Here is a 25,692-nt window from a genome sequence, read left to right as displayed (position 1 = left end):
GACGTCCTTCGCCGTCAGGAGCACACGGCGTCGCGGGCGGGCGTCAGCTCGCCCAGAACGTCGGCGATGACACCGGGAAGCTGGGCGATCGCCATGTCGCCGTTCGGGCCCGACAACGCACGCACCTGTTCGTCGAGTTTCCCTGCGGCGTCGTGGGGGCGTGAGGCCGTCGCCGTGTCGCCGGGCGTCTCGGCCTTCAGAGAGTTCTCGATCCCGTTCACCCATCCAGCCGCGGCGGCCGCATCGTGGTGGTCGACGCACCACGCTCGGAGCGCCTCCAGGTTGGTGGCGGTCGAGCGCAGGTTGAGGCAGGCGACGCCACCGGACGCTGTGGCCTCCGGGTCCGGGAGCGTGGAGCAGCCGGCGAGGCCGACGGCCAGAGCGAAGGCGGCGACGGTCGTGGTGCCGAGTGCGCGGGCGCGCGTGTTCATGGTTCCCCCTGTCGACGATGACATCCACCGCGATCCTACGACCCGGGCGTCGCCGCCGGTGTCGGGACGATGAGACGTCCATCGTCGGCGTCGCCCACCTGGAGGCGCCCGTCCGGACGGGTCGCGACATCCCGGTCATGCCGACGGGGAGTGGGTGGAAGGATCCCGCGACAGCCTGTCCGACGGGCGCTCCGGAGCCGGTTGCGCACGGTACTCCCACGCTTTGCGACGCCGCTGGTCTAGATCTCCCAGTCGGAGCGGTACGTCCGGTGCGCCAACAGATCGCGCAGTTCCTCGTGCACGGCGACGGTCTTCGCAAGGCGGGCGCGGAGACTGTCGGTGAAGCCCTGCTCTGGGCTCAGGTCCCGGTCCGAGGCATAGACCACGTACGGGTTCACGACGCATTTGAAGTCGAGCATCATCGACGCGGCGATCTGGCTGTACGCCATGTAGGAGTGCGGAAGCCCGCCGGCGCACAGGAAGGTGATCACCTTGTCGAACCACGCCGCGCGGCGGCCCTTCTCGCCGGTCGCGCCGGTGAGTTCGATGAAGTTCTTGGCCGAGCTTCCGGCGCCCCAGTTGTAGATGGGCATGGCCATCACGATGCTGTCGGCCTCCGCGACGAGCGCGTGGATCCTGCGGAAGGTCTCCCCGTCGAAAGCCGCTCCGTTGTCGAACGGCGGCAGTGACAGATCCCGCAGGTCCAGCAGGTACGCTGTGCCGCCCCCACGTTCGAGCTCGACCTGCGCCTCCCGGGCAAGAAGCGCACTCCGGCTCTCGGTGTCCAGACTTGTCGAGACCACCAGGGTGTATCGCGAAGGGTCGGCGAGCGACATGTCCCGATCCTTCCACGTCACCGCCCGGTAAGTGAGAGCGCAGGCGGTGACGCGGAACGCTACGCGCTCAGCCGCGGGTAGTCCGTGTACCCCTCGGCGCCGGTCCCGTAGAAGGTCGCGGGGTTCGGCTCGTTCTCCGGGTGCTCGCCCTTCCAGCGCTCGACGAGGTCGGGGTTGGCGATCGCGAGGCGTCCGACGGCCACCGCGTCCGCGTGCGCGTCCTCGACCAGGGCGATCGCCTCGTCGCGCGTCGTGACCGAGCCGAAGCCGCTGTTCACGATGAAGGGACCGCCGAAGCGCTCGCGCAGGTCCTGGACGAGGGAGCCCGTCGGGTCCTTGTGGAGCACGCTCACGTAGGCGAGGCCGAGCGGGGCGAGCCCGTCGACGACGGCCTCGTAGGTGGCGGTGACGTCGGCGAGGTCGGTCTCGTGCACATCCTGGATGTTGTGCATCGGCGACAGGCGGATGCCCACCCGGCCAGCGCCGATGGCGTCGGCGATCGCCGCGGTCACCTCGACGACGAAGCGGGCGCGCGCCTCCGGGCTCCCGCCGTACCGGTCGTCGCGCACGTTCGACACCGGCGAGAGGAACTGGTGCAGCAGGTAGCCGTTCGCGCCATGCACCTCCACCCCCTCGAAGCCGGCCGCGATGGCGTTCTTCGCCGCCGCGACGAACTCGTCGCGCACGGTCGCGAGCTCCTCGATCGTGAGCGCGTGCGGCACCGGGTAGGGCATCTTGCCCGCGGGGGTGCGCGCCTCGCCGTCGATGGCGACGGCGCTCGGGGCAACGACCCGGTCGACGCCGTTGATCAGCGGATGCGAGACCCGGCCGCTGTGCATGAGCTGCATCACGATGCGGCCGCCCTCGGCGTGAACGGCGTCGGCGACCGCGCGCCAGCCGGCGAGCTGCTCGTCGGTGACGATGCCCGGCTGGCCCGGGTAGGCGCGGGACTCGTGGCTCGGGTAGGTGCCCTCGGAGATGATCAGGCCGACGCTCGCCCGTTGCGCGTAGTGCTCCGCCACCAGCGGCCCCGGGATGCCCGCGTCGCCCGAACGGGTGCGGGTCAGCGGCGCCATCACGACGCGGTTGGGGAGGTGGAGGTCGCCGAGCGATACGGGGGAGAACAGATCCATCGAGGGGGAGCCTTTCGGTGTTGCGGAGGGGAGGCGACCCGGGCGCCGCCGTGAAGGGCAACGGTGTGCATAGCCTAGCTATTCCATCCCGGCATCGCCGTCTATCGCCGCCCGGCGGAGCGTCGCTACCGTGACCGCATCCACGCAACGCTGAGGAGAGAGCCGGCATGACCATCCAGACCGACACCGTGCACACGCCCGCCGTCGCCGCCACCGAGCGCGGCCCCCTGGAGTTCCCGCTCGGAGCGCCCACCGCCGAGGCCGCGGACCGCGCCTACGACATCCTCGACCGGGAGAACGCCTACCGCGCGTACCGCAACGGCTACCCGGCCGTCTCCGAGTGGATGCTGCGCAAGGGGCTCGTCGAGGCCGGCGTCCACGACGGCGACGTTCTGATCACCCGGAAGCTGCTCGACAGCCGGTCGCTGTTCCTGACCGCGAATGCCGACACGGTGTACTTCATGACCTACCTCGACCTCACCGACGGCCCGGTGATGATGCGGGCGCCGGAGGACGTGCTGACGGTCGTGGACGACATGTGGTGGCGCTGGGTGACCGATGTCGGCATCCCGGGGCCCGACCGCGGCGCCGGCGGCCTGTACCTGTTCGTCGGCCCGGACTACGACGGGCCGCTGCCGGAGGGCGGCTGCTTCGTCCGCCGCTCCCGCACGCACCGGGTCAGCGTGCTCGGCCGCGCCTTCCTGGAGGACGACGATCCGGCGCCGGCGGTGGAGCGGATCACGTCGACGCTGGCGTTCGGGCGCTGGCAACCGGGCGGGTTCGGCTTCTCCATCGGGGCGTTCCTGGAGGGCGATGGCCCGCTCGGCGCGCTGCAGCCGCTGGCGAGCCCGCGGTTCGTCGAGGGCTCGGGACTGGTGGTCGACACCATCCCGCCGTCCGACTCCTCCTACTTCGACCTCCTGAACGACGCCGTCCAGGCCGAACCGGCGAGCGCGCTCGACGCCGAACTGGCCGGCCCGATCGCGGCGATCGGCATCGTGCACGGCTCGCCGTTCGCGCCGGACGACCGGATGCGCGAGCTGCTCGCCGAGGCGGTCGCCCGGGCCGACGCGGTCACGCGCGCCGTGGCGTTCCGCCCCCGCGCGTCCGAGGGCTTCGAGTACTACCCGGGGACCGGGCTGCACTGGTCGAACCCGCTCTTCGCGGGCGGGTACAGCTTCCAGGTGCCCCCGCCGCGGATCGGGCCGAACGGGCTCGTGCCGTTCCCGGACCACGGCGCCAAGCTGACGACCGCGCGCTCGTCGTTCCTCTACCTCGCGACGGGGATCACGCCGGCGATGTGCATGAACCTGCCCCATGTCGGCTCGCAGTACATCCTGGCGACGGTGGATGCGGCCGGAGACGCGCTCGACGGCGGCGCGCACTACACGCTCAGCCTTCCCGCGGGCATCCCGGCGGAGAAGTTCTGGTCGGTCACCCTCTACGACAACCGGACGCGGTCGATGCTCGTCAGCGACCAGCTGTATCCACGCGCCGGCTCCCAGGCCTACCCGACGCCTGCGGCCGTTCCCGGTCCGGACGGCACGACGGTGCTGCACCTCTCGCCCGAACGGCCGGACGGCGTCGAGCCGGGCAACTGGGTGCAGACGGTCCCGGACGAGGGGTTCTTCGCGATCCTGCGCTTCTACAGCCCGGCCCGTGCCTTCTTCGACCGGTCGTGGGAGCCGTCGGACATCACGCGCGTGTGAGCAGGGCCTGCGGTGCTGCGGCCGCACGGCGAGGACGCCGGCGCGGGCGCACTAGGCTTGAGCCATTCCTCTTACCAACGACACAAGGAGTGGACAGGTGGCCGACGGCTTCGAGCTCTTCACCGACCGTTCCGTTGTCGCGATGCGCGTCAACGGTGAGCTGAAGGATCTCGCGACCACCGTCACGACGACCGATGTCGTCGAGCCTGTCACCATCGACTCGCCCGACGGCCTCAGCATCCTGCGCCACTCCACCGCGCACGTGCTGGCGCAGGCCGTGCAGGCGATCAACCCGGAGGCGAAGCTCGGCATCGGCCCGCCCATCACCGACGGGTTCTACTACGACTTCGACGTGCTCGAGGCGTTCACGCCGGAAGACCTGAAGGCGCTCGAGAAGGAGATGCAGCGCATCCAGCGCGCGGGCCAGCGGTTCGTGCGCCGGGTCGTGACCGACGACGAGGCGCGCGCCGAGCTGGCCGACGAGCCCTACAAGCTGGAGCTGATCGGCCTCAAGGGCGGCGTGCAGCATGGCGACACCGCCGCGTTCGACGAGAGCGAGTCGGTGGAGGTCGGCTCCGGCGAGCTGACCATCTACGACAATGTCGACCCCAAGAGCGGCGAGACGGTCTGGAAGGACCTCTGCCGCGGCCCGCACCTCCCGAACACCCGCATGATCGGCAACGGCTGGGCGCTCACCCGCGTCGCGGCGGCCTACTGGCGCGGCAACGAGAAGAACAAGCAGCTGCAGCGCATCTACGGCACGGCGTGGCCGAGCAAGGACGAGCTGCGCGCCTACCAGACGCGCATGGAAGAGGCCGCCAAGCGCGACCACCGCAAGCTCGGCGCCGAGCTCGACCTGTTCTCCTTCCCCGACGAGATCGGCTCGGGCCTTGCGGTGTTCCACCCCAAGGGCGGGATCATCCGCAAGGAGATCGAGGACTACATGCGCGATCGGCTGATCGCGAACGGCTACGAGCTCGTCAACACGCCGCACATCACCAAGGCGCACCTGTTCGAGACCAGCCAGCACCTCAACTGGTACAAGGAGGGCATGTTCCCGCCGATGCACCTCGACGAGGAGCGCGACGCGGACGGCAACATCACCCGGCAGGGCCAGGACTACTACCTGAAGCCGATGAACTGCCCGATGCACAACCTGATCTTCCGGGCACGTGGGCGCAGCTACCGCGAGCTGCCGCTGCGGCTGTCGGAGTTCGGGACGGTGTACCGCTACGAGAAGTCCGGCACGCTCTCCGGGCTCACCCGCGTCCGGGGCCTCACCCAGGACGACGCGCACATCTACGTGACCGAGGACCAGATCAAGGACGAGGTCGCCCGCCAGCTGGAGTTCGTTCTCGAGACGCTGCGCGGCTACGGCCTGACCGACTTCTACCTGGAGCTCTCCACCAAGGACCCGGACAAGTACGTCGGCAGCGACGAGTCGTGGGAGACCGCGACCGAGACGCTGCGCGAGGTCGCGATCGAGTCCGGGCTGGAGCTCGTGGACGACCCGGGCGGGGCGGCGTTCTACGGACCGAAGATCTCCGTGCAGGCCCGCGACGCGATCGGGCGCACCTGGCAGCTCTCGACCGTCCAGCTCGACTTCAACCAGCCGGAGCTGTTCGAGCTGGAGTACAACGCGGCCGACGGCACGCGCAAGCAGCCGGCGATGATCCACCGGGCGCTGCTCGGCTCCATCGAGCGGTTCTTCGCGATCCTGCTGGAGCACTACGCGGGCGCGTTCCCGGTGTGGCTGTCGCCGGTGCAGGTGGTCGGCATCCCCGTCGCCGACCAGTACGCGCCGTTCCTCGACGACGTGATCTCGCGGCTGAAAGCCCGCGGGGTGCGCGCCGAGGTCGACCACAGCGACGACCGGATGCAGAAGAAGATCCGCACGCACACCAAGGCGAAGGTGCCGTTCCAGCTGATCGTCGGCGAGGAGGACGCGTCGGCAGGCACGGTCAGCTTCCGCTTCCGCGACGGCACGCAGCGCAACGGCGTGACGGTCGACGAGGCGATCGAGCGGATCGTGGAGAGCATCCGCAGCCACGAGCTGGTCGACACGGCATGGCACGACTGAACCTCGGCTCGTACGAGGACGGCGGCGGTGCGGACGGGGCCGACGGTCCCGTCCGCATCGACGACCCGTCGTACCTGGTCGGGGTGCCGGACGAGTTCCAGCGGCTGTGGACCCCGCACCGGATGGTCTACATCCAGCAGGGCGACCCCGGTCACCACGACTGCCCGTTCTGCGTCGCGCCCACCCTGAGCGACGAGGATGCGCTGATCGTCGCGCGCGGCACCCATGCCTACGCGCTGCTGAACCTGTTCCCGTACAACAGCGGCCACCTGCTGGTGTGCCCCTACCGCCACATCGCGATGTACGACGAGGCGACGCCGGAGGAGGTCGCCGAGATCGGCAGCCTGACGCAGACGGCGATGCGCGTCATCCGTGAGGTCTCCAAGAACGACGGCTTCAACATCGGGATGAACCAGGGCGCCGTCGCCGGCGCCGGCATCGCGTCGCACCTGCACCAGCACATCGTGCCGCGCTGGGCGCAGGACGCGAACTTCCTCCCGATCATCGCCAAGACCAAAGCGCTGCCCCAACTCCTCGGCGAGGTCCGCACCGCCCTGGCCGCCGCCTGGCCGCACTCCGCCTAGCCATCAGCTCCTGAGTTCTTCGAGGTTTTCGCGGCGATTCGCTCGAAAAACTCAGGAGCTGACGGTTGGGGATGCGGAGGAGGGGGCGCGGGTCAGCGGACGCGGCGGACGGTGAACTGCTCGCGGGGGTGGGCGTAGGAGTCCTGGGACTCGACGAGCTGCAGTTCGCGCTCGCCCGAGGCGAGGGTGCGCTCCAGGAGGTCGAAGACGCTCGAGACGGTCTTGCCCAGGGCGAGCGCGGCGTCGCCGGTGCGGACGTAGTGCGCGGTGAACAGCGCGGCCGTCACGTCGCCCGAGCCGTTCGCCTTCATCGGGAGGCGCGGGGTCTGCACGATCCAGGCGCCCTCGTCGTCGACGGCGAGCATCTCGATGGTGTCCGCGGGCGCATCCGGCCGCTCGACGCTCGTGACCAGCACCGTGCGCGGGCCCATCGCGCGGGCCGCATCCACCGACGCCAGCGTCGACTCGAGGGTGTCGGGCTCGGTCCCGGTGAGGAAGCCGAGCTCGAACTGGTTGGGCGTGATGATGTCGGCGACCGGCACGACGCGCTCGCGCAGCAGCACCGGGATGGCCGGCGCGACGAAGCAGCCCGACTTGGCGTTCCCCATCACCGGGTCGCAGGCGTACACCGCGTTCGGGTTCGCCCCCTTGACGCGCGCGACCGCGTCGATGATGACGTCGCCGATCCCCTCGCCGCCCTGGTACCCGGACAGCACGGCGTCGATCTGGCCGAGCACCCCGCGCTCTTCGATGCCGGTGATGACCTCGCGGACGTCGTCCGGCGAGATCAGCGGGCCGCGCCACGCGCCGTAGCCGGTGTGGTTCGAGAAGTTCACCGTGTACACCGGCAGCACCTCGACGCCGATGCGCTGCAGCGGGAAGACGGCGGCCGAGTTGCCGACGTGACCGTAGGCGACCGCGGACTGGATCGAGAGGATCTTCATCCTCCCATCCTCTCATCGGCGCGGGCCCTCACTTCCCGAGGGCGGCCTCGGTCAGGTCGTCGAGCAGGCGCCCGGTCTCGTCGTCGTCCAGGTCGTGCACCGTCAGCCGGAGGTGCTGGGAGGGCGCGGGATGCTCGGCGAGCTGGAACTCGTCCCCGGTGCGCGCCAGCCAGCCGCGGCGCATCAGCCGTTCCACGACGACCCGCGCCTCGACCGGCAGCGGCACCCACAGGTTGAGCCCATCGCCGGGCTCGGTCGGCAGCCCGCGCTCGGTGAGGCGCGCGGCGAAGGCGGCGTTGCGGTCCGCGTAGTACCGCCCGGCGTCCGCCACGCGGCCGAGCACGTCGTCGTCGGTGAGCTGCGCCAGCACGAGGCGCTGCAGGATGTGGCTGACCCAGGTGGTGCCCGGGCTCAGCCGGAAGGCGAGCCGCTCCGCGGTCTCCGGGTCGGTCGCGGCCACCGCGAGGCACACGTCCGGGCCGAGCGACTTCGACACCGAGCGGACCAAGGCGTACCGGCGGTGCGACGGGCCGATGAGGGTCTCGTAGCCGCGCTGGGAGAGCATCGAGAAGTGGTCGTCCTCGATCACGAGCACGTACGGATGGTCGGCGAGCACCGCGCGCAGCGCGGCGGCGCGCGCCGGGGAGAGCGAGGCGCCGGTCGGGTTCTGGGCGCGGGGTGTGCAGATGACGGCGCGCACGCCGGCGTCGAGAGCGGCGCGCAGGCCGTCGACGGTCATGCCCTCCGCATCCACCGGGACCGGGACCGCGCGGTAGCCGCCGAGCCGGACCGTGTGGATGGACGCCAGGAAGCACGGATCCTCCAGCGCGACCGCGTCGTCGCGGTGCAGGGCCTGAGCGAGCAGCCGCTCGACGGCATCCACTGCGCCGTTGGTGACCGTGATGCGCACGTCCGTGCCCGGAAGGTCGGCGCGCACCCAGGCGAGCGCGCGCTCCTCGAGCTCGGGGTCGATGACGGGCTCGCCGTAGAGCACCGGGCGGCCGATGGCACGTGCCAGGGCGGGGGAGAGGTCCGGGATGCGGCCAGGGTCGGGGTTGCCCGTCCCGATGTCGCGCAGCACGCTGTCGGCGGCGTAGCCCTCCTGCGCGACCGCCTCGCGTCCTGCGACGACGGTGCCGGCGCGGCCGCGCGCGGTGACGACGCCGGCCTGCGCGAGCATCCGGTAGGCGGCGACGGCGGTGTTGCGGTTGACGCCGAGCATGACGGCGAGCTCGCGGACCGGCGGGAGCGCGTCGCCCGGCCGCAGGGCACCCCGCTCGTGCAGGGCGCGCACGCTCGCGGCGATCTCCGACGCGGTCGTGCCCGCGATGCTCAGCTGGTCCATCGGGTCGAGTCTAACCAGCCGCGACGAGGATGCTATCGTTCGGCATAGGCCAAAAGATTCTTTGTTCCGCACGAGAGGGCGACGATGACAGACAACGACCAGGGCACGTTCACCGGATCGAGCCGCGTGAAGCGCGGACTCGCCGAGATGCTGAAGGGCGGCGTCATCATGGACGTCGTCACGCCCGAGCAGGCTCGGATCGCCGAGGACGCCGGCGCCGTCGCCGTCATGGCTCTGGAGCGCGTCCCCGCCGACATCCGCGCGCAGGGCGGCGTCGCCCGCATGAGCGACCCCGACCTCATCGAGGCCATCATCGCCGAGGTGTCGATCCCCGTCATGGCGAAGGCCCGCATCGGCCACTTCGTCGAGGCGCAGGTGCTGGAGGCGCTCGACGTCGACTACATCGACGAGTCCGAGGTGCTCTCGCCCGCCGACTACGTGAACCACATCGACAAGTGGAAGTTCACGGTCCCGTTCGTCTGCGGTGCCACCAACCTCGGCGAGGCGCTGCGCCGCATCAACGAGGGCGCGGCCATGATCCGCTCGAAGGGCGAGGCGGGCACCGGCGACGTGTCGGAGGCGACCAAGCACATCCGCAAGATCACCTCGGAGATCAACGCGCTGAAGTCGATGACGAAGGACGAGCTGTACGTCGCGGCCAAGGAGCTGCAGGCGCCGTACGAGCTGGTGGCCGAGGTCGCCGAGACCGGCACGCTCCCGGTCGTGCTGTTCACGGCGGGCGGCGTCGCCACCCCGGCGGACGCGGCGATGATGATGCAGCTGGGCGCGGACGGCGTGTTCGTCGGCTCCGGCATCTTCAAGTCGGGCAACCCGGCGCAGCGTGCGGCCGCGATCGTCAAGGCGACCACGTTCTACGACGACCCGTCGGTGATCGCGGAGGTCTCCCGCGGCCTCGGCGAGGCGATGGTCGGCATCAACGTGGGCGACCTCCCCGCCCCGCACCGCCTGGCCGAGCGTGGCTGGTAACGGTCCGCGCGTCGGCGTCCTCGCCCTGCAGGGCGACTTCCGCGAGCACCTCGCCGTGCTGCGCGGGCTGGGCGCCGACGCGGTCCCCGTGCGGCGTCCGGCCGAGCTGGACGCGGTGGAGGGCCTGGTCATCCCGGGCGGCGAGTCGAGCGTGATGGACAAGCTGTCGCGTGCGTTCGGACTGGCCGAGCCGCTGCGCGACGCGATCGCTGGCGGGCTGCCGGTGTACGGGACGTGCGCCGGGCTCATCATGCTGGCCGACCGGGTCCTGGACGGGATCGCCGGGCAGCAGAGCCTCGGCGGCCTGGACGTCTCGGTGCGGCGCAACGCGTTCGGGTCGCAGGTGGACTCCTTCGAGACCGACCTCGAGATCCCGGCCGTCGGGGCGGAGCCGATGCATGCCGTGTTCATCCGCGCGCCCATCGTCGAGGAGGTCGGGCCGAGCGCGACAGCGCTCGCCCGTGTCGACGACGGCCGCGTGGTCGCGGTCGAGCAGGGCAACCTGTTGGGCACCTCCTTCCACCCGGAGATCACGGGGGACACCCGCTTCCACGAGTACTTCCTGACGAAGGTCAGGGACGCGGTGCAGAAGGCGGCCTGACTCTCGGCCGTCCTCGGTGCCGGTGCCCCGTGCCCCGGCACCGTCGAACCGGGAGTGGGGAGCGTTCGAATCTCCGTCTGGGCAGCCCTCCGTCGGAGATTCGAGCCCATAACGACCGGATGTCCGACCGAAGTCGGGGCCCGGCGGGAGCGTCGCGCGGGCGGTCGGGGAGACCGCTCGCGTACAATGGACGAGTTTTCGGTACGTAGACGAGGGAGCACCAGTGTCCGGGCATTCCAAGTGGGCAACGACCAAGCACAAGAAGGCGGTGATCGACGCCCGCCGCGCGAAGTCCTTCGCCAAGCTCATCAAGAACATCGAGGTCGCGGCGAAGACCGGCGGCGCCGACCTGTCCGGCAACCCGACGCTCGTCGACGCGGTGCAGAAGGCCAAGAAGACCTCGGTCCCCAACGACAACATCGACCGCGCGATCAAGCGCGGCGCCGGCCTGACCGGTGAGTCCATCGACTACACGACGATCATGTACGAGGGCTACGGTCCCGGCGGCGTCGCCCTGCTGATCGAGTGCCTCACCGAGAACAAGAACCGCGCCGCCGCCGAGGTGCGCACGGCGATGACCCGCAACGGCGGCACCATGGCCGACCCGGGCAGCGTGGCCTACAACTTCCACCGCAAGGGCGTCATCGTCGTGCCGCACGCCGACGGGGTCGACGAGGACACGGTCCTCGCCGCCGTCCTCGACGCGGGCGCCGAGGAGGTCACCGACCGGGGCGAGAGCTTCGAGGTCCTCACCGAGGCGTCCGATCTGGTCGCGGCCCGCACCGCGCTGCAGGAGGCCGGCATCGACTACGACTCGGCCGACGCCGAGTTCGTGGCCACGGTCAACGTGGACGCCGATGTCGAGGTCGCCCGCAAGGTCTTCCGGCTGATCGACGCGCTGGAGGACTCGGACGACGTGCAGAACGTCTACACCAACCTCGACATCAGCGCCGAGGTGCAGGCGCAGCTCGACGACGAAGAGTAGAGGGCAGCCGTGACGATCCGGGTGCTCGGCATCGACCCGGGTCTGACGCGCTGCGGCGTCGGCATCGTGGATGTGCGACCCGATCGCCGCGCGGCGCTCGTCGCGGTCACCGTCATCCGGACGCCGCCCGACATGCCGCTCGAGGAGCGGCTGCTCACCGTGGGCAACGGCATCGAGGCGCTGCTCGACGAGCACGGCCCCGCGGTCGTGGCGATCGAGCGTGTCTTCGCGCAGCACAACCTCCGGACCGTCATGGGCACCGCCCAGGTGAGCGGCGTCGCCCTGCACTCGGCGGCCAAGCGGGGGCTCCCGGTCGCGCTGCACACGCCGAGCGAGGTGAAGGCGGCGATCACGGGATACGGCTCCGCCGACAAGAAGCAGGTGCAGGCCATGGTGGCGCGCATCCTCGGACTCGACGAGGCGCCGAAGCCCGCCGACGCCGCGGACGCCCTGGCCATCGCGATCTGCCACGCCTGGCGCGGCGGCCCGGTCGCACCGGGGACCGGGGGAGCGACCGGCACGGCGCTGACGCCCGCGCAGGCGGCGTGGCGCGCCGCCGAGCGCTCCAGCCGCACGTCGGCGGCTCCCCATAGGCTTGCCAAGTGATCTCCTCCCTCCGCGGCACCGTGCTCTCGGCCGTCGGCGGCTCCGCCGTCGTCGAGGTCGGCGGCGTCGGCTTCGCCGTCCAGCTGACCCCCGACCACGTGCTCTCGCTGCGCGTCGGCGAGGAGGCCTTCCTCTACACCTCGCTCATCGTCCGGGAGGACGCGCTTCAGCTGTTCGGCTTCGCCGACCGCGAGCAGCAGGAGGTGTTCGAGCTGCTCAACGGCGTCTCCGGGGTCGGCCCGAAGTCGGCCATCGGCGTGCTCTCGGTGCTCTCGCCCGACGACATCGCCGCCGCCGTCTCGGCCGACGACGACGCCCCCTTCCGCAAGGTCTCGGGCATCGGTCCGAAGACGGCCAAGCTCATCGTCGTGTCGCTGACCGGAAAGCTGACCGCATCCCGGCGTCCCGCGCGGGTCGCCAAGACCGCGGGTGCGCCCTCCTCGGTGGCCGACAGCGTGCTGGTCGCCCTCGTCGGCCTCGGGTGGCCCGAGAAGGTCGCGTCGGAGGCCGTCGCGGAGGTCGTCGGCGACACCGACGAGAAGCAGCGGGACAGCGTCCAGAGCCTCCTGCGTCTCACCCTCGCCCGCCTCGGCCCGGCACAGCAGGCCGCACGATGAGCGACGACGACCTGACCACGCCCGAGCTGGAGTCGGAGTCCGAGCTCGCGTTCGAGGGCGCGCTCCGGCCGCGCAGTCTCGCGGAGTTCGTCGGCCAGGCGAAGGTGCGCGGGCAGCTGCAGCTGCTGCTCACCGCGGCTCGCATGCAAGAACGCACGGCCGACCACATCCTGCTCGCCGGTCCTCCCGGGCTCGGCAAGACGACGCTCGCCATGATCGTGGCGCACGAGAGCGGGCGGCCGCTGCGGCTCTCCAGCGGTCCCGCCATCCAGCACGCCGGCGATCTCGCTGCCCTGCTGTCGTCGCTGACGCCCGGCGAGGTGCTCTTCATCGACGAGATCCACCGCATGGCGCGCTCGGCGGAGGAGATGCTGTACCTCGCCATGGAGGACTTCCGCATCGACATCATGGTCGGCAAGGGGGCGGGGGCGACCTCCATCCCGCTCGACCTCGCGCCGTTCACCCTGGTGGGCGCGACCACGCGCTCGGGCCTCCTGCCCAATCCGCTGCGCGACCGCTTCGGCTTCACCGCGCACCTGGAGTTCTACGACGACGCCGAGCTGACCCAGGTGCTGACGCGCGCCGCCGCGATGCTGGAGTTCGAGGTCGACCGCGAGGCGCTTGCCGAGATCGCCGGACGCTGCCGGGGCACTCCGCGCATCGCCAACCGGCTGCTTCGCCGGGTGCGCGACTACGCGCTCGTCCACGGCGGCCGGGCCGACGTGGCGGCCGTGCGTGCGGCGCTGGAGCTGTACGACGTGGATCCGCTGGGGCTCGACCGGCTCGACCGCGCCGTGCTGCACGCCATCCTGGAGCGCTTCGACGGCGGACCGGTCGGCCTCAATACCCTGGCGGTGTCCGTCGGAGAGGAGGCGGAGACGATCGAATCGGTCGTGGAGCCGTTCCTCGTGCGCATCGGGCTGCTCTCACGCACCCCGCGTGGGCGGGTGGCGACGCCCGCGGCCTGGCGGCACCTGGGGATCCCCAGCCGCTCGCGGGACAGCTCACAGCCTCCCACGCTGATAGATGACATATAATCCAAGCTGGCCGTTCGGCCAAGCCCTTGCCCCCATTGAAAGGTTCGGCAACTCCCCATGGCTGGATTTGATCCGCTGACCATCGTGATGGTCGTCATCCTGGCGGCCCTCGTCTTCTTCATGTTCCGCAACAGCCGCAAGCGGCGTCGCGACCAGGAGGAGACCCGCTCGAAGATGGTGCCCGGCGCCGAGGTGATGACCAACTTCGGTCTCTACGGCACGCTGAAGTCCGTGGACGAGGAGAACAACACCGCCGTCATCGAGACGAGCCCCGGCCACGAGGTCAAGGTGCACCGCCAGGTGCTCGCGCGCGTCGTCGAGCCGACCGAGACCGAGCCCGCAGCCGACGATGCCGCGCCGGCCACCGATGTCGAGCTCAACGAGGACCACGCCATCCCGGCGGAGGGCAGCACGCAGCCCGAGTACGGCGAGCGTCTCGACGACGGCTCGAAGAAGCCCGGCTCGAAGAGCGACGACTGACCGATTCCCTGTGCTCACGCGCCGCAGCGGCGCGGGGGTGCTCGTAGAAAGCTGAGTTCCTGGTGGCAAAGTCGACCCCGGTCAAGAAAGCCTGGCGTTCGCTGACGTGGCTCGGCGTCCTCGTGGTGGTGCTCCTCGGCACCCTCACGGCCGGCGTCCTGTTCAGCAATGCCACCTGGCTGCCCAAGCTCGCCCTCGACCTCGAGGGCGGCACGCAGATCATCCTCGCCCCACAGGTCGAGAACGGTCAGGCCGTGCAGCAGCAGCAGCTCGACCAGGCGGTCTCCATCATCCGCCAGCGCATCGACGCCTCCGGTGTCTCGGAGGCGCAGATCTCCACCGAGGGTTCACGCAACATCGTGGTGTCCCTCCCGGGCAAGCCCGACCAGGCGACGCTCGACCGCGTCAAGTCGAGCGCCCGGCTCGACTTCCGCCCCGTGCTCATCGCGGGTGGTCCGACGAACGAGGTGGTGGGTGCCGACGGCAAGTCGACGCCCGCACCGAGCCCGGCGCCCGGCCTCCAGTCGACCCCGTCGACCAAGCCGACCAACGGCTCCGACCTCGCCTGGGTGACGCCGGAGCTGCAGGCGCAGTTCAACGCCTACGACTGCAAGGCCAACGCCAACAAGACCACCAGCCAGGCGCCGACCGACAAGCCGCTCATCACCTGCGACGACCAGAACACGGTCAAGTATCTGCTCGGCCCGGTCGAGGTGAAGGGTCAGGACATCCAGGACGCGAACGCGGGCCTCGTGCAGAGCTCGCAGGGTGTCACGACCGGGCAGTGGGCCGTCAACATCGTCTTCAACGGTGCAGGCACCAAGGCGTTCGCCGACGTGACGACGCGACTGGTCGGGCTGCAGGGCTCGCAGAACCAGTTCGCCATCGTGCTCGACGGCAAGGTCATCTCGGCGCCGACCACGCAGGCCGCCATCACCGACGGCAAGCCGCAGATCACCGGAAACTTCACCGAGACCACGTCGAAGGCCCTCGCCGACCAGCTGAAGTTCGGTGCGCTGCCGTTCAGCTTCAAGGTGCAGAGCCAGGACACCATCTCGGCGACCCTCGGAACCTCGCAGCTGCTCGCGGGTCTGATCGCCGGTCTCATCGGCCTGATCCTGGTCGGCATCTACACGTTCTTCCAGTACCGCCTGCTCGGCTTCGTCACGATCTTCTCGCTGGTCGTGGCGGGCGTGCTCACCTGGCTGACGATCTCGCTGCTGTCGTGGCACTACGACTACCGGCTCTCGCTTGCGGGCGTCGCGGGTCTGATCGTCGCGATCGGCTTCACGGCCGACTCGTTCATCGTCTACTTCGAACGCATCAGAGACGAGTTGCGCGACGGGCGCGGGCTCGAGTCCGCCGTCGAGGCGGGCTGGGGACGCGCGCGTCGCACGATCTACGCCTCGAAGGCCACCAACCTGCTCGCGGCCATCGTGCTCTACGTGCTCGCCGCGGCGAACGTGCGCGGGTTCGCGTTCACGCTGGGGCTCACCACGATCATCGACGTCATCGTCGTGCTGCTCTTCACCCACCCGACGCTGCAGCTGCTGGCGCGAACGCGCTTCTTCAGCTCCGGCCACCCGCTCTCGGGTCTCGACCCGGAGGCGCTCGGCGCGGTCTACCGGGGTGCGGCGCAGTTCCGCACGCCGACTGCCGTCAAGGCCGGAACCGCCGCGCGCAGCGGCAAGGAGGCGGCCCGCCGCCAGACGATCGCGGAGCGCAAGGCGTCGGAGCTCGCCGGCGCGTCGACCTCCGCCGATCGTTCGACCGAGGGGAAGGACTCCTGATGGCCAGCCGTCTCGTCACGTTCGGAAACGACCTCTACACCGGGGCCCGGTCGATCGACTTCGTCGGTCGCCGGAAGATCTGGTACTCGATCGCGGCCGTCATGGTCGTGCTGTCGATCCTCATCCCGGTCATCAAGGGCGGGTTCAACTTCTCGATCGAGTTCCGCGGGGGCTCGCAGTTCCAGATCAGCGACGTGTCGAGCACCGACACGTCGAAGGCCCAGAGCGCGGTGACCAGCGTGGTCCCGAACGCGGTCTCGCACGTCAGCGTGGTCGGAGACAACGCGGTGCGCGTGCAGACCGATCAGCTGTCGGAGTCTCAGACCCGCGAGGTGTCGGACGCGCTGGCGAAGGCGTACGGCGTGAACTCGTCGGAGATCTCGGCGACGTTCATCGGCCCGTCGTGGGGCGCGGACGTGACCCAGCAGTCCATCCAGGGTCTCGTCGTCTTCCTGCTGCTGGCCTTCATCGCCATGGCGCTGTACTTCCGCACCTGGAAGATGTCTGCGGCCGCGATCGTCTCGCTGTTCCACGACCTCATCATCACCGCGGGCGTGTACGCGCTGGTCGGTTTCGAGGTCTCGCCGGCGACCATGATCGGCTTCCTGACCATCCTCGGCTACTCGCTGTACGACACCGTCGTGGTGTTCGACAAGATCCGCGAGAACACCAAGGAGGAGATGGAGCTCACGAGGCGCACCTTCCCGGAGGCCGTCAACCTCGCGGTGAACCAGACGCTGGTCCGGTCGATCAACACGGCCGTCGTCGCGGTGCTGCCGGTCGCCTCCATCCTGTTCATCGGCGCCTACGCGCTTGGTGCGGCGACGCTGCGCGACATCTCGCTGGCCCTCCTGATCGGCATCATCGTCGGAACGTACTCGACGATCTTTCTCGCGGCTCCGATGTACTCGCAGTTCCGCGAGAAGGAGCCGGCGATCCGCAAGCACGACCAGAAGGTGCTCTCGATCCGGCCGAAGGCCGCGGCGAAGACCTCGGCCGACGCGGTCACCGCGAGCGCGGAGTAGCCGGCCCGGATGAGCGACGGCGTGCCGCAGCAGCGCTTCCTCTCCGAGGACGAGGTGTCGGCCGCGCGTGCGCGGGAGCTCACGGAGGCCGGAGGCGCCTGGCTGCTCGACGTCCGGGAGGACTTCGAGTGGGAGGCCGGGCACGCGCCGGGCGCCCACCACATCCCGCTCGGGGAGTTGGGGGCCCGTCAGCACGAGTTGCCGGAGGACCGCCAGCTGCTGGTGATCTGCCGTAGCGGCGCCCGCTCCCGGATGGTGACCGACGCGCTCACCGAGGCGAACTATCCCGCCGCGAACGTGGCCGGCGGAATGGGCGCCTGGCAGGCCTCCGGAGGCCCCGTGCTCCGCGACGACGGTACGCCAGGAGCGATCGTCTAGACCCGGATGCGTTCACCGTGACAGAACGGTGATCCGAAGCGGTCATAATGGACGACAGGAGGCGCGCGCGAATGGTTGACACGACGACATCGCAGAGCGCTTCGCTGCGCCGCCTCGTGCCGCGCATCTTCTCGCGGGCGCAGCCATCCGGCGCCGTGGACACGCTGATCCGCACTGTCCGGATGCACCACCCGAAGGCGGACCTCTCGCTCATCGAGCGCGCGTACTCCGTGGCCGAGCGCGCCCACCGGGGGCAGAAGCGCAGGTCGGGGGAGCCGTACATCACGCACCCGGTCGCGGTGGCGCAGATCATCGCCGACCTCGGCATCGGCGCCAAGACGATCGCGGCCGCGCTGCTGCACGACACGGTCGAGGACACCGAGTACACGCTCGACGAGCTGCGCGACCAGTTCGGCGACGAGATCGCCATGCTCGTCGACGGGGTCACCAAGCTCGACAAGGTCAAGTACGGCGACAGCGCCCAGGCCGAGACCGTGCGCAAGATGATCGTCGCGATGTCGAAGGACATCCGCGTGCTGATCATCAAGCTGGCGGACCGACTGCACAACGCTCGTACCTGGGGCTTCGTTCCTGCCGCCTCCGCAACCCGCAAGGCGACGGAGACGCTGGAGATCTACGCCCCGCTCGCGCATCGCCTCGGCATCCAGGCCATCAAGTGGGAGCTGGAGGACCTCTCGTTCGCCGTGCTCTACCCGAAGCTGTATGCCGAGATCGAGAGCCTGGTCAAGCAGCGCACGCCCGAGCGTGAGCGGCTGGTGCAGCAGGTCATCGACGCGATCAACGACGACCTGAAGTCGGCGAAGATCCGCGGCAAGGTCGTCGGCCGCCCGAAGCAGTACTACTCGATCTACCAGAAGATGGTCGTGCGCGGCCGCGAGTTCGACGACATCTACGACCTCGTCGGGATCCGCGTGCTGGTGAACACCGTGCGCGACTGCTACGCCGTGCTCGGGCAGATCCACGCGCGCTGGACCCCGATGCCCGGGCGCTTCAAGGACTACATCGCAACGCCGAAGTTCAACCTGTACCAGTCGCTTCACACCACGGTGATCGGCCCTCAGGGACGGCCCGTGGAGATCCAGATCCGCACGGAGGAGATGCACCAGCGGGCCGAGTTCGGTGTGGCCGCGCACTGGAAGTACAAGGAGCAGACGACCGGGAAGAGCTCCGGCGGCCCGTCCAAGGTTGACACCGACCTGGCCTGGCTCGCGCACATCTCCGACTGGCAGGCCGAGACAGCGGACCCGAGCGAGTTCCTCGACTCCCTGCGCTTCGAGATCGGCGCGAAGGAGGTCTACGTCTTCACGCCGAAAGGCCGCGTCATCGGCCTGCCTGCGGGTGCGACGCCGGTCGACTTCGCCTACGCCGTCCACACCGAGGTCGGCCACCGCACCATGGGCGCGAAGGTCAACGGCCGGCTGGTGCCGCTGGAGAGCAGCCTCAACACCGGTGACGTCGTCGAGATCTTCACCTCGAAGAACCCCGACTCGGGCCCCAGCCAGGACTGGCTGAACTTCGTCAAGAGTCCGCGTGCGCGCAACAAGATCCGCCAGTGGTTCACCAAGGAGCGACGCGACGAGGCGATCGAGCAGGGCAAGGACGCGATCGCGCGCGCGATGCGCAAGCAGAACCTGCCGCTGCAGAAACTGATGACGCAGGACGCCCTGGTCGAGGTCGCGTCGTCGCTCAAGCACCCCGACGTCTCCTCGCTCTACGCCGCGGTCGGCGAGGGCCACATCTCGACGCAATCGGTGATCGAGAAGATCGTGGCCTCCCTACAGACCGAGGCCGAGTCGGACGGCGAGCTCGAGATCCCGGTCAAGGGCCGCCGGCAGCTGCGCAACAGCGACTCGGGCGTGCTCGTGCGCGGCGCCCCCGACATCCTGGTCAAGCTCGCGAAGTGCTGCACCCCGGTCCCGGGCGACCCGATCGTCGGATTCATCACCCGCGGCCAGGGAGTCTCGGTGCATCAGGCGAACTGCCACAACGTGCAGTCGCTTCTGCAGGAGCCCGACCGCATGATCGATGTGGAGTGGGCGCCGAGCTCGAAGAGCGTCTTCCTGGTGCAGATCCAGGTGGAGGCACTCGACCGCTCCGGCCTGTTGAGCGACGTCACCCGGGTGCTCTCCGAGCATCACGTGAACATCCTCTCGGCCACCGTGACGACCTCGAGCGACCGCCTGGCGCTCAGTCGCTTCGTGTTCGAGATGGGCGACACCACGCACCTCGACCGCGTGCTCAACGCTGTTCGCCGCATCGACGGCGTCTACGACGTGTACCGCGTCAGCGCGGGCTGACCGGACCATCAGGCCGCCTCCGGCGGCGCGCCGACGAGCGAGGCCCGGGCGACCTGCGGCAGCCGCGTCCGTGCGAGGTCGCGCCCGCGGCGACGGGCGGCGCGCAGCCGCTCGTCGAGCCGGGCGGGCGTCACCTCGGCGAGGACGAGCAGGTGCCGGATCTCGAGGGCGTCCGCATCGGTGAAGCGCCCGGGTGAGCAGAGCAGATCGTGCGCCGTGCGGAGCGGGGCGGTCACGCGGATGCCCGCGAACGTCAGCGTCTCGTCTGGGGAGACCGCGCGATACGCCGTGTCGAGCCGGGCGAGGGTTCCACCGCCGCGATGCGAGGGCGGGACGCACACCTGCGGCACGGGCGGCGGCGAGGCCCGCGTGCCGTGGATCCACGCCGCCGTCCCACGATCTGCGATCGCCCAGGGCGGAGCGCTTCGTGCGAAGGCGTGCGACCGCAGCTCGGGGCCGTCAGGGGTGTCGGCCGATGCGAACGCGTCACCGACCCGGTAGACCTGGCCGTCGAGACAGAGGGCGAGCAGCTCGACCATCGGCAGTACGTCGTCGTCGAGCAGGGGAGAGCGGGTGGGGGTCATGGCTCCACCCTCGCGGGAATCGGCCGCGTGCGGCGGCCGGGGACGGGAACGGTGGAGAACTCGGGCGGAGCCCGGGCTGTGGACGGGCGGGCTCAGCCCAGCGCGTCGAGCCAGATCTTGCGCGCGTCGAGCGCTTCTTGCGCCGCCTTCACCTTCGCTGCGTCGCCGGAGGCCTGGGCCTCGGCGAGCTCCTGCTCCAGCTTGGCGATCGCGGCGTTCAGCTGGCCGGCGAGACCCTCCGCGCGCGCCTTCTTCTCCGGGTTGTTCTTCTCCCAGTGCTCCTCGTCGAGGCGGCGGACGGCGGCCTCGACGCGGCGCAGGCGGTCTTCGATGGGACGCACCTGATCGCGCGGCACGCGACCGATCTGGTCCCAGCGCTCCTGGATCGACAGCAGCTGGGCGCGGGCCTGCTCGCGGTCGGTGGCTTTGAGCAGCGGCTCCGCCTCGTCGAGCAGGGCGAGCTTCTGCTGCAGGTTGGCGTCGTACTCGGCGTTGTCGCGCGCATCCACCTCGGCCTTGGCGGAGTAGATCGCGTCGCCCGCGGCCTTGAAGCGCGCCCACAAGGCGTCGTCGTTCTTCTTGCCCGCGCGGCCCGCGGCCTTCCACTGGTCGAGCAGGCGCCGGTACTCCGGCACACCATCGGCGCCGAGCGGGATGAGCTGCTCGGCCTGCTCGATGAGCTCATTCTTCCGGTTGCGGACGTCGCGGTGCTGCGTGTCGAGCTCGGCGAAGAAGGCCTTGCGGTTGTGCTCGATGGTCGACCGCGCGGCGCGGAACCGCTTCCAGAGCTCGTTCGCCTCGTTCTTCGGCAGGCGCGGGCCGTCGTGCTGGTGGGCCTGCCAACGGGCGAACAGGGCGTCGAGCGCGGTGCTGGTGGACTTCCACTGCGTGCGGGCCGGGTCCTGGGCAGCCAGCGCCTCCGCCTCTTCGACGATGGCGGTGCGCTCGGCGATGGCGGCTTCCAGCGCTGCCTTGGCCTCGGCGCTCTGCTGCTCGGTCAGCTCCTCGACGGTGCCGCCGAGGGCGTCGAGCCGGGTGAGCAGCGACGCGAGGTCGCCGACGGCGTTCGCGCCCTCGACCGACGAGCGGAGGTTGGCAACCGACTTGGCGATGTCGGTCGCCGGGGCGCCGCGGCGGGCGCGCTGCTCCAGCAGGCCGACCTGGCCGGCGAGGTCGTTGTACTTGCGCTCGAAGTAGGCGAGCGCCTCGTCGGCCGTGCCGTCGGGGTACTCGCCGACGACGCGTTCGCCGTCGCCCTCCCGGACGTAGACGGTGCCGCTGTCGTCGACGCGTCCCCAGGGGTGCTGTTCAGAAGTAGCCAAGAGCCTCACCTTGCTGCTGCGTGGTCGGGCGGGGATGCCGCCCCACGTGTCGGGAATCAGCCTATTGCACGCGCCGGGATCACTGCAGGGTGAAGCCGTCGATCGTCGTCTTCACGGCCGGGGCGCCGTCGGTCTTGCCGCCCTCGATGCCCTTGTCGGTGACCTGGGCCTTGAGCTCGTCGAGTCCCGAGGTGACGTGACCGATCACGGTGTACCCGCCGGCGTTGTCGGCGCCGATCGTGGTGTCCTCGTAGACGATGAAGAACTGGCTGCCCTGGCTCGCCGCGTTGTTCCCCTGGCGCGCCATGGCGATCGTTCCCGCCTTGTAGACGTTGTCGGCCGGCGCGTTCTCGATCGGTCCGTAGGAGTAACCGGGGCCGCCGCTGCCGTCGCCATTGGGATCGCCGCACTGGAGCACGTAGAACCCGCCGTTCGTGAGGCGGTGGCAGGTGAGCCCGTCGTAGAACTTCTTCTGCACGAGCGACACCGTCGACGAGACGGCCTGGGGTGCCGCGGCGCCGTCGAGCGAGACCCCGAGCGGCACGTTGTTGATCGTCAGCGTGCCGGTCCAGGTGCGGTCCTCGGCGAGCCTCTTGGGCGGTACCGTCGCGGTGGAGGTCGGCGACGCCGACGGCGAGGCCGAGGAGGACGCCTTCGCGGCGCCGGGACCCGCGGAGAAGTAGAGCAGCTGCGTGCCGACCGCCAGGGCGACGATCACGACGGCCGCGATTCCGGCCACCCAGTTGTCACGACGGCGTCGCTTGGCCTTGTGCACGTGCACGGTCTGACGGGCCTGGTAGGCGCGCAGCCGCTCGCGGGCCTGGCGCGCTTCTCTGTCGTTCTGCTTCGGTGCCACGTGTGTCCTCCGGAGGCGGGTTCGGGGGATCTCCGCGAGACCTGGCCCGCTGGATCATGGAGAACCCTATCCGGCGCCGCTATGGACGACAAAGTCACCGCTCACAGCGAGAGTATCGGTGGTCGCGACTAACCTTGTCGGGTGGTCGACGTGCAACCAGGGCTCCGGACGGGAGCGACACCGCTCGCGGTCCGCATGCGCCCCAAGTCGCTCGACGAGGTCGCGGGGCAGCGGCACCTGCTGAAGCCGGGGTCTCCGCTGGTCGCGCTCGCGTCCGACAAGGAGGGTCAGTCGGGCTCGGTGTCCGTGATCCTGTGGGGTCCTCCTGGCACGGGCAAGACCACGCTGGCGCAGGCCATCGCGCACTCCTCCGGCCGCCGGTTCGTCGAGCTGTCGGCGGTCACCGCCGGAGTGAAGGACGTGCGACTGGTGATGGACGAGGCGCTCTCGACCCGCGACCTCTACGGCGTCTCCACGGTGCTCTTCCTCGATGAGATCCACCGGTTCACCAAGGCGCAGCAGGACGCGCTGCTCCCGGGCGTCGAGAACGGCTGGGTCATCCTCGTCGCGGCGACCACGGAGAACCCGTCGTTCTCGGTGATCTCGCCGCTGCTCTCGCGCAGTCTGCTGCTCACGCTCGAGACGCTCAGCGACGACGACCTCGGCGTGGTCGTCGACCGCGCGGTGGCGGACGACCGGGGCCTCGGCGGCCAGTACAAGCTCGACCCGGAGGCGCGTGCCGCGCTGATCCGGCTTGCGTCCGGCGACGCGCGACGGGCACTCACCGCGTTGGAGGCCGCGTCGGTGACGGCCGCCTCCGCCACGCCGGCGACGTCCAAGAAGAAGCCCGTGATCACCGCGGAGCTGGTGGCGCAGGCCGTCGACCGCGCGCTGCTGCGCTACGACCGCAACGGCGACGAGCACTACGACGTCATCAGCGCCTTCATCAAGTCGGTCCGGGGCTCCGACGTGGACGCGTCCCTCCACTACCTCGCCCGCATGATCGAGGCGGGGGAGGACCCGCGGTTCATCGCCCGGCGCATCATCGTGCTGGCGTCGGAGGACATCGGCATGGCCGACCCGACCGCGCTCGGCGTCGCGATCGCCGCGGCCGACGCCGTGCAGTACATCGGGATGCCGGAGGGCCGCATCCCGCTCGCCCAGGCCGTGGTGCACCTGGCGACCGCCCCGAAGTCGAACGCGGCCTACATGGCGCTCGACGCCGCGATCGCCGACGTGCGCGCCGGCAAGATCGGCCGGGTGCCGAAGCATCTGCGCGACGCGCACTATCCCGGAGCGAAGCGGCTGGGGCACGGCAAGGGCTACAAGTACCCGCACGACGACGCGCTCGGTGTGCTGCAGCAGCAGTACCTGCCCGACGAATTGGACGGCACGACCTACTACTCGCCGACCGAGCACGGCAACGAACGGGACGTGTCGGCGCGCCTGGCGAAGCTGCGCCGCATCGTGCGCGGACGCTGACTGCGCTCTGCTATCATTGATCCGCCTAGAAGCGTGTGCGGGGTCGGCTGCCGAGTACACGATTCGACGGGACAGGCCCTGTAGCCGGGCGTCCCTGGCGACAATCCCTCTCTCTTCGGGCGCGCGTGTGCGCCCGCATCCATCACTTCAGAGAGAAACTTCGAAAGGAAACCGTGTCTTCACGTTCCCGCAGCAAGACCCGCGAGTCGCGGGCCCTGGGCATCCCGCTCACCCCGAAGGCGGCGCGCTACATGGAGAAGCGCCCCTACGCTCCCGGTGAGCACGGCCGCACCAAGCGCAAGGCCGACTCCGACTACGCGGTGCGTCTGCGCGAGAAGCAGCGCCTGCGCGCCCAGTACGGCATCCGCGAGAAGCAGCTGCGCATCGCCTTCGAGGAGGCCCGCCGCACCCAGGGCCTGACCGGTGAGAACCTGGTCGAGCTGCTCGAGATGCGTCTCGACGCCCTCGTGCTCCGCGCCGGCTTCGCCCGCACCATCACGCAGGCCCGCCAGTTCGTCGTGCACCGTCACATCCTCGTCGACGGCAAGCTCGTCGACCGTCCCTCCTTCCGCGTGAAGCCGGGCCAGCTCATCCACGTCAAGGCCCGCTCGGAGGGCACCGAGCCCTTCCAGGTCGCGGCCGCCGGCGGTCACGTCGACGTCCTGCCGAAGACCCCGGGCTACCTCGAGGTCGAGCTCGACAAGCTGCAGGCCCGCCTGGTGCGCCGCCCGAAGCGCGCCGAGGTCCCCGTGACCTGTGAGGTCCAGCTGGTCGTCGAGTACTACGCGGCCCGCTAAGGTCCCAGGTACGACCCGGACGGGGTCGCGGCTTCAGGCCGCGGCCCCGTTCGTCGTTCCTGCCGGGCTGCGGGCGGACTACGCTTGATCCGTATACCGGCAGCGGAATGGAAGGGGCGCACGTGTCCGGAGGAGACATCGCAGGGTTGATCGCGGCCGTCGTGTTCGCGGTCCTCGTGGGCTTCATCGCCATCCCGCTCGTGAAGCTGGGGCGTGTGCTCGACTCGACGCGGGATGCGATCAAGGAGGCGAGCGACGGCATCACGCCGATCCTCGACGAGACCGCTACCACCCTGCAGGAGACCAACAAGCAGCTGGCGCGCGTCGATGTCATCACCAAGAACGTGGCGGACGTGACCGGCAACGTCTCGGCACTCGTCGCGCTGTTCGCGGCGACCGTCGGCGGCCCGCTGATCAAACTCGCCGGCTTCAGCGCGGCGGCCAGGGCGGCCTTCAGGGCGGCGGGCGGCTTCGGCTCCCGGAAGCCGCGCGGCGGGTCGCACTAGACTTGGCTCTCGTGCGCCCGCGTCCGCGCGCGGCGCCGTCCAGAGAGGGAGGATCAGCATGAAGAGTTTCCTGTGGCTGCTCGTCGGCGTGGCCATCGGCTTCGCCGTGGCCCACAAGGTCAACGAGACCCCCAAGGGTCGCGAATTCTTCAGCGCCATGGACCGCAAGGCGCGCGATTTCGGGGAGGCCGTCACCGACGGCTACCGGCAGCGCGAGGCCGAGATCCGCTCGGCCATCCAGGGCGACTGACGCCGCCAC

26 protein-coding genes are annotated in these 25,692 nt (G+C 70.1%); 18 read left to right on the top strand and 8 right to left on the bottom strand.

All coding sequences use genetic code 11. From position 1 onward, the window contains the following. Positions 1-14: 14 nt before the first annotated feature. The 3 genes from HNO83_RS04440 to HNO83_RS04430 form a co-directional block, all read right to left on the bottom strand. Complete coding sequence (locus HNO83_RS04440) at positions 15-455, bottom strand: hypothetical protein (RefSeq protein WP_175336293.1); 441 nt, start codon at positions 453-455, stop codon at positions 15-17. Positions 456-670: 215 nt separating this feature from the next. Beyond that, entirely contained in the window at positions 671-1,267 is a 597-nt protein-coding gene (locus HNO83_RS04435; RefSeq protein ID WP_175336292.1) for an NADPH-dependent FMN reductase, read from the bottom strand. 59 nt (positions 1,268-1,326) lie between these two features. Further along, positions 1,327-2,400 carry an alkene reductase gene (locus HNO83_RS04430; protein ID WP_175336291.1) on the bottom strand — a complete coding sequence of 358 codons (1,074 nt, stop codon included), beginning with the start codon at positions 2,398-2,400 and terminating at the stop codon, positions 1,327-1,329. A gap of 167 nt (positions 2,401-2,567) precedes the next feature. On the opposite strand from HNO83_RS04430, the gene HNO83_RS04425 reads away from it, so the two are divergent. The 3 genes from HNO83_RS04425 (at position 2,568) to HNO83_RS04415 (ending at position 6,773) form a co-directional block, all read left to right on the top strand. Beyond that, on the top strand, positions 2,568-4,109 hold the full coding sequence (locus HNO83_RS04425; protein WP_175336290.1) for a DUF1254 domain-containing protein: 1,542 nt from the start codon (positions 2,568-2,570) through the stop codon (positions 4,107-4,109). A gap of 97 nt (positions 4,110-4,206) precedes the next feature. After that, positions 4,207-6,189 carry a threonine--tRNA ligase gene (gene thrS, locus HNO83_RS04420; RefSeq protein ID WP_175336289.1) on the top strand — a complete coding sequence of 661 codons (1,983 nt, stop codon included), beginning with the start codon at positions 4,207-4,209 and terminating at the stop codon, positions 6,187-6,189. After that, positions 6,177-6,773 carry an HIT family protein gene (locus tag HNO83_RS04415; RefSeq protein WP_249776482.1) on the top strand — a complete coding sequence of 199 codons (597 nt, stop codon included), beginning with the start codon at positions 6,177-6,179 and terminating at the stop codon, positions 6,771-6,773. Before thrS ends, HNO83_RS04415 begins: the two co-directional genes overlap by 13 nt. A 92-nt stretch (positions 6,774-6,865) precedes the next feature. Here HNO83_RS04415 and pdxY read toward each other — a convergent pair whose 3' ends face one another. Together pdxY and HNO83_RS04405 are read right to left on the bottom strand one after the other, a co-directional pair. Further along, entirely contained in the window at positions 6,866-7,717 is an 852-nt protein-coding gene (pdxY, locus tag HNO83_RS04410; protein ID WP_175336288.1) for a pyridoxal kinase PdxY, read from the bottom strand. Positions 7,718-7,745: 28 nt separating this feature from the next. Next, entirely contained in the window at positions 7,746-9,062 is a 1,317-nt protein-coding gene (locus tag HNO83_RS04405) for an aminotransferase class I/II-fold pyridoxal phosphate-dependent enzyme (protein ID WP_175336287.1), read from the bottom strand. An 84-nt stretch (positions 9,063-9,146) separates the two neighbouring features. Here HNO83_RS04405 and pdxS point away from each other — a divergent pair, with 84 nt between their 5' ends. The 11 genes from pdxS to HNO83_RS04350 all read left to right on the top strand — a co-directional run bounded on the left by pdxS (position 9,147) and on the right by HNO83_RS04350 (position 19,886). Continuing rightward, positions 9,147-10,049 carry a pyridoxal 5'-phosphate synthase lyase subunit PdxS gene (pdxS, locus tag HNO83_RS04400; protein ID WP_175336286.1) on the top strand — a complete coding sequence of 301 codons (903 nt, stop codon included), beginning with the start codon at positions 9,147-9,149 and terminating at the stop codon, positions 10,047-10,049. Then, positions 10,039-10,650, top strand: coding sequence for a pyridoxal 5'-phosphate synthase glutaminase subunit PdxT (gene pdxT / locus HNO83_RS04395; protein ID WP_175336285.1), 612 nt, complete (start codon positions 10,039-10,041; stop codon positions 10,648-10,650). Before pdxS ends, pdxT begins: the two co-directional genes overlap by 11 nt. A gap of 223 nt (positions 10,651-10,873) precedes the next feature. After that, the gene (locus HNO83_RS04390; protein WP_175336284.1) at positions 10,874-11,635 is read left to right on the top strand and encodes a YebC/PmpR family DNA-binding transcriptional regulator; all 762 of its coding nucleotides are present in this window, start codon (positions 10,874-10,876) and stop codon (positions 11,633-11,635) included. 15 nt (positions 11,636-11,650) lie between these two features. Continuing rightward, positions 11,651-12,241: a crossover junction endodeoxyribonuclease RuvC gene (ruvC, locus tag HNO83_RS04385; RefSeq protein ID WP_175336365.1), complete on the top strand. Its 591-nt coding sequence runs from the start codon at positions 11,651-11,653 to the stop codon at positions 12,239-12,241. After that, entirely contained in the window at positions 12,238-12,858 is a 621-nt protein-coding gene (ruvA, locus tag HNO83_RS04380) for a Holliday junction branch migration protein RuvA (RefSeq protein WP_175336283.1), read from the top strand. The genes ruvC and ruvA overlap by 4 nt, the downstream gene beginning before the upstream one ends. Beyond that, entirely contained in the window at positions 12,855-13,895 is a 1,041-nt protein-coding gene (gene ruvB, locus HNO83_RS04375; protein WP_175336282.1) for a Holliday junction branch migration DNA helicase RuvB, read from the top strand. The genes ruvA and ruvB overlap by 4 nt, the downstream gene beginning before the upstream one ends. Before the next feature lie 57 nt (positions 13,896-13,952). Continuing rightward, entirely contained in the window at positions 13,953-14,375 is a 423-nt protein-coding gene (yajC, locus tag HNO83_RS04370; RefSeq protein ID WP_175336281.1) for a preprotein translocase subunit YajC, read from the top strand. A gap of 62 nt (positions 14,376-14,437) precedes the next feature. Further along, positions 14,438-16,165, top strand: a complete 1,728-nt coding sequence (gene secD / locus HNO83_RS04365; protein ID WP_175336280.1) for a protein translocase subunit SecD — start codon at positions 14,438-14,440, stop codon at positions 16,163-16,165. Continuing rightward, on the top strand, positions 16,165-17,190 hold the full coding sequence (secF, locus tag HNO83_RS04360) for a protein translocase subunit SecF (RefSeq protein WP_175336279.1): 1,026 nt from the start codon (positions 16,165-16,167) through the stop codon (positions 17,188-17,190). Before secD ends, secF begins: the two co-directional genes overlap by 1 nt. 9 nt (positions 17,191-17,199) lie before the next feature. After that, complete coding sequence (locus HNO83_RS04355; RefSeq protein WP_175336278.1) at positions 17,200-17,568, top strand: rhodanese-like domain-containing protein; 369 nt, start codon at positions 17,200-17,202, stop codon at positions 17,566-17,568. A 71-nt stretch (positions 17,569-17,639) separates the two neighbouring features. Then, positions 17,640-19,886: a RelA/SpoT family protein gene (locus HNO83_RS04350; RefSeq protein WP_175336277.1), complete on the top strand. Its 2,247-nt coding sequence runs from the start codon at positions 17,640-17,642 to the stop codon at positions 19,884-19,886. A gap of 8 nt (positions 19,887-19,894) precedes the next feature. Here the strand turns inward: HNO83_RS04350 and HNO83_RS04345 are convergent, their stop codons facing one another. The 3 genes from HNO83_RS04345 to HNO83_RS04335 form a co-directional block, all read right to left on the bottom strand. Then, a complete protein-coding gene (locus tag HNO83_RS04345) occupies positions 19,895-20,470 on the bottom strand; it encodes a type IV toxin-antitoxin system AbiEi family antitoxin (RefSeq protein WP_175336276.1) in 576 nt (191 codons plus the stop codon). 92 nt (positions 20,471-20,562) lie between these two features. After that, positions 20,563-21,792 carry a DUF349 domain-containing protein gene (locus HNO83_RS04340; protein WP_175336275.1) on the bottom strand — a complete coding sequence of 410 codons (1,230 nt, stop codon included), beginning with the start codon at positions 21,790-21,792 and terminating at the stop codon, positions 20,563-20,565. Positions 21,793-21,871: 79 nt separating this feature from the next. After that, complete coding sequence (locus HNO83_RS04335; RefSeq protein WP_175336274.1) at positions 21,872-22,648, bottom strand: peptidylprolyl isomerase; 777 nt, start codon at positions 22,646-22,648, stop codon at positions 21,872-21,874. Between the two features lie 141 nt (positions 22,649-22,789). On the opposite strand from HNO83_RS04335, the gene HNO83_RS04330 reads away from it, so the two are divergent. The 4 genes from HNO83_RS04330 (at position 22,790) to HNO83_RS04315 (ending at position 25,683) form a co-directional block, all read left to right on the top strand. After that, positions 22,790-24,130, top strand: coding sequence for a replication-associated recombination protein A (locus HNO83_RS04330; RefSeq protein ID WP_175336273.1), 1,341 nt, complete (start codon positions 22,790-22,792; stop codon positions 24,128-24,130). A gap of 173 nt (positions 24,131-24,303) precedes the next feature. Beyond that, positions 24,304-24,927 carry a 30S ribosomal protein S4 gene (gene rpsD, locus HNO83_RS04325; RefSeq protein ID WP_175336272.1) on the top strand — a complete coding sequence of 208 codons (624 nt, stop codon included), beginning with the start codon at positions 24,304-24,306 and terminating at the stop codon, positions 24,925-24,927. A 122-nt stretch (positions 24,928-25,049) separates the two neighbouring features. Then, positions 25,050-25,433 carry a DUF948 domain-containing protein gene (locus HNO83_RS04320; protein ID WP_175336271.1) on the top strand — a complete coding sequence of 128 codons (384 nt, stop codon included), beginning with the start codon at positions 25,050-25,052 and terminating at the stop codon, positions 25,431-25,433. Between the two features lie 58 nt (positions 25,434-25,491). Beyond that, positions 25,492-25,683 carry a hypothetical protein gene (locus HNO83_RS04315; RefSeq protein WP_175336270.1) on the top strand — a complete coding sequence of 64 codons (192 nt, stop codon included), beginning with the start codon at positions 25,492-25,494 and terminating at the stop codon, positions 25,681-25,683. Positions 25,684-25,692 lie beyond the last annotated feature (9 nt).

It is taken from the genome of Leifsonia sp. C5G2, from assembly GCF_013359685.1.
Taxonomy (GTDB): Bacteria; Actinomycetota; Actinomycetes; order Actinomycetales; family Microbacteriaceae; genus Leifsonia.
Note: the sequence above shows the minus strand (reverse complement) of the source record. Positions and strands in the feature narration are given on the sequence as shown.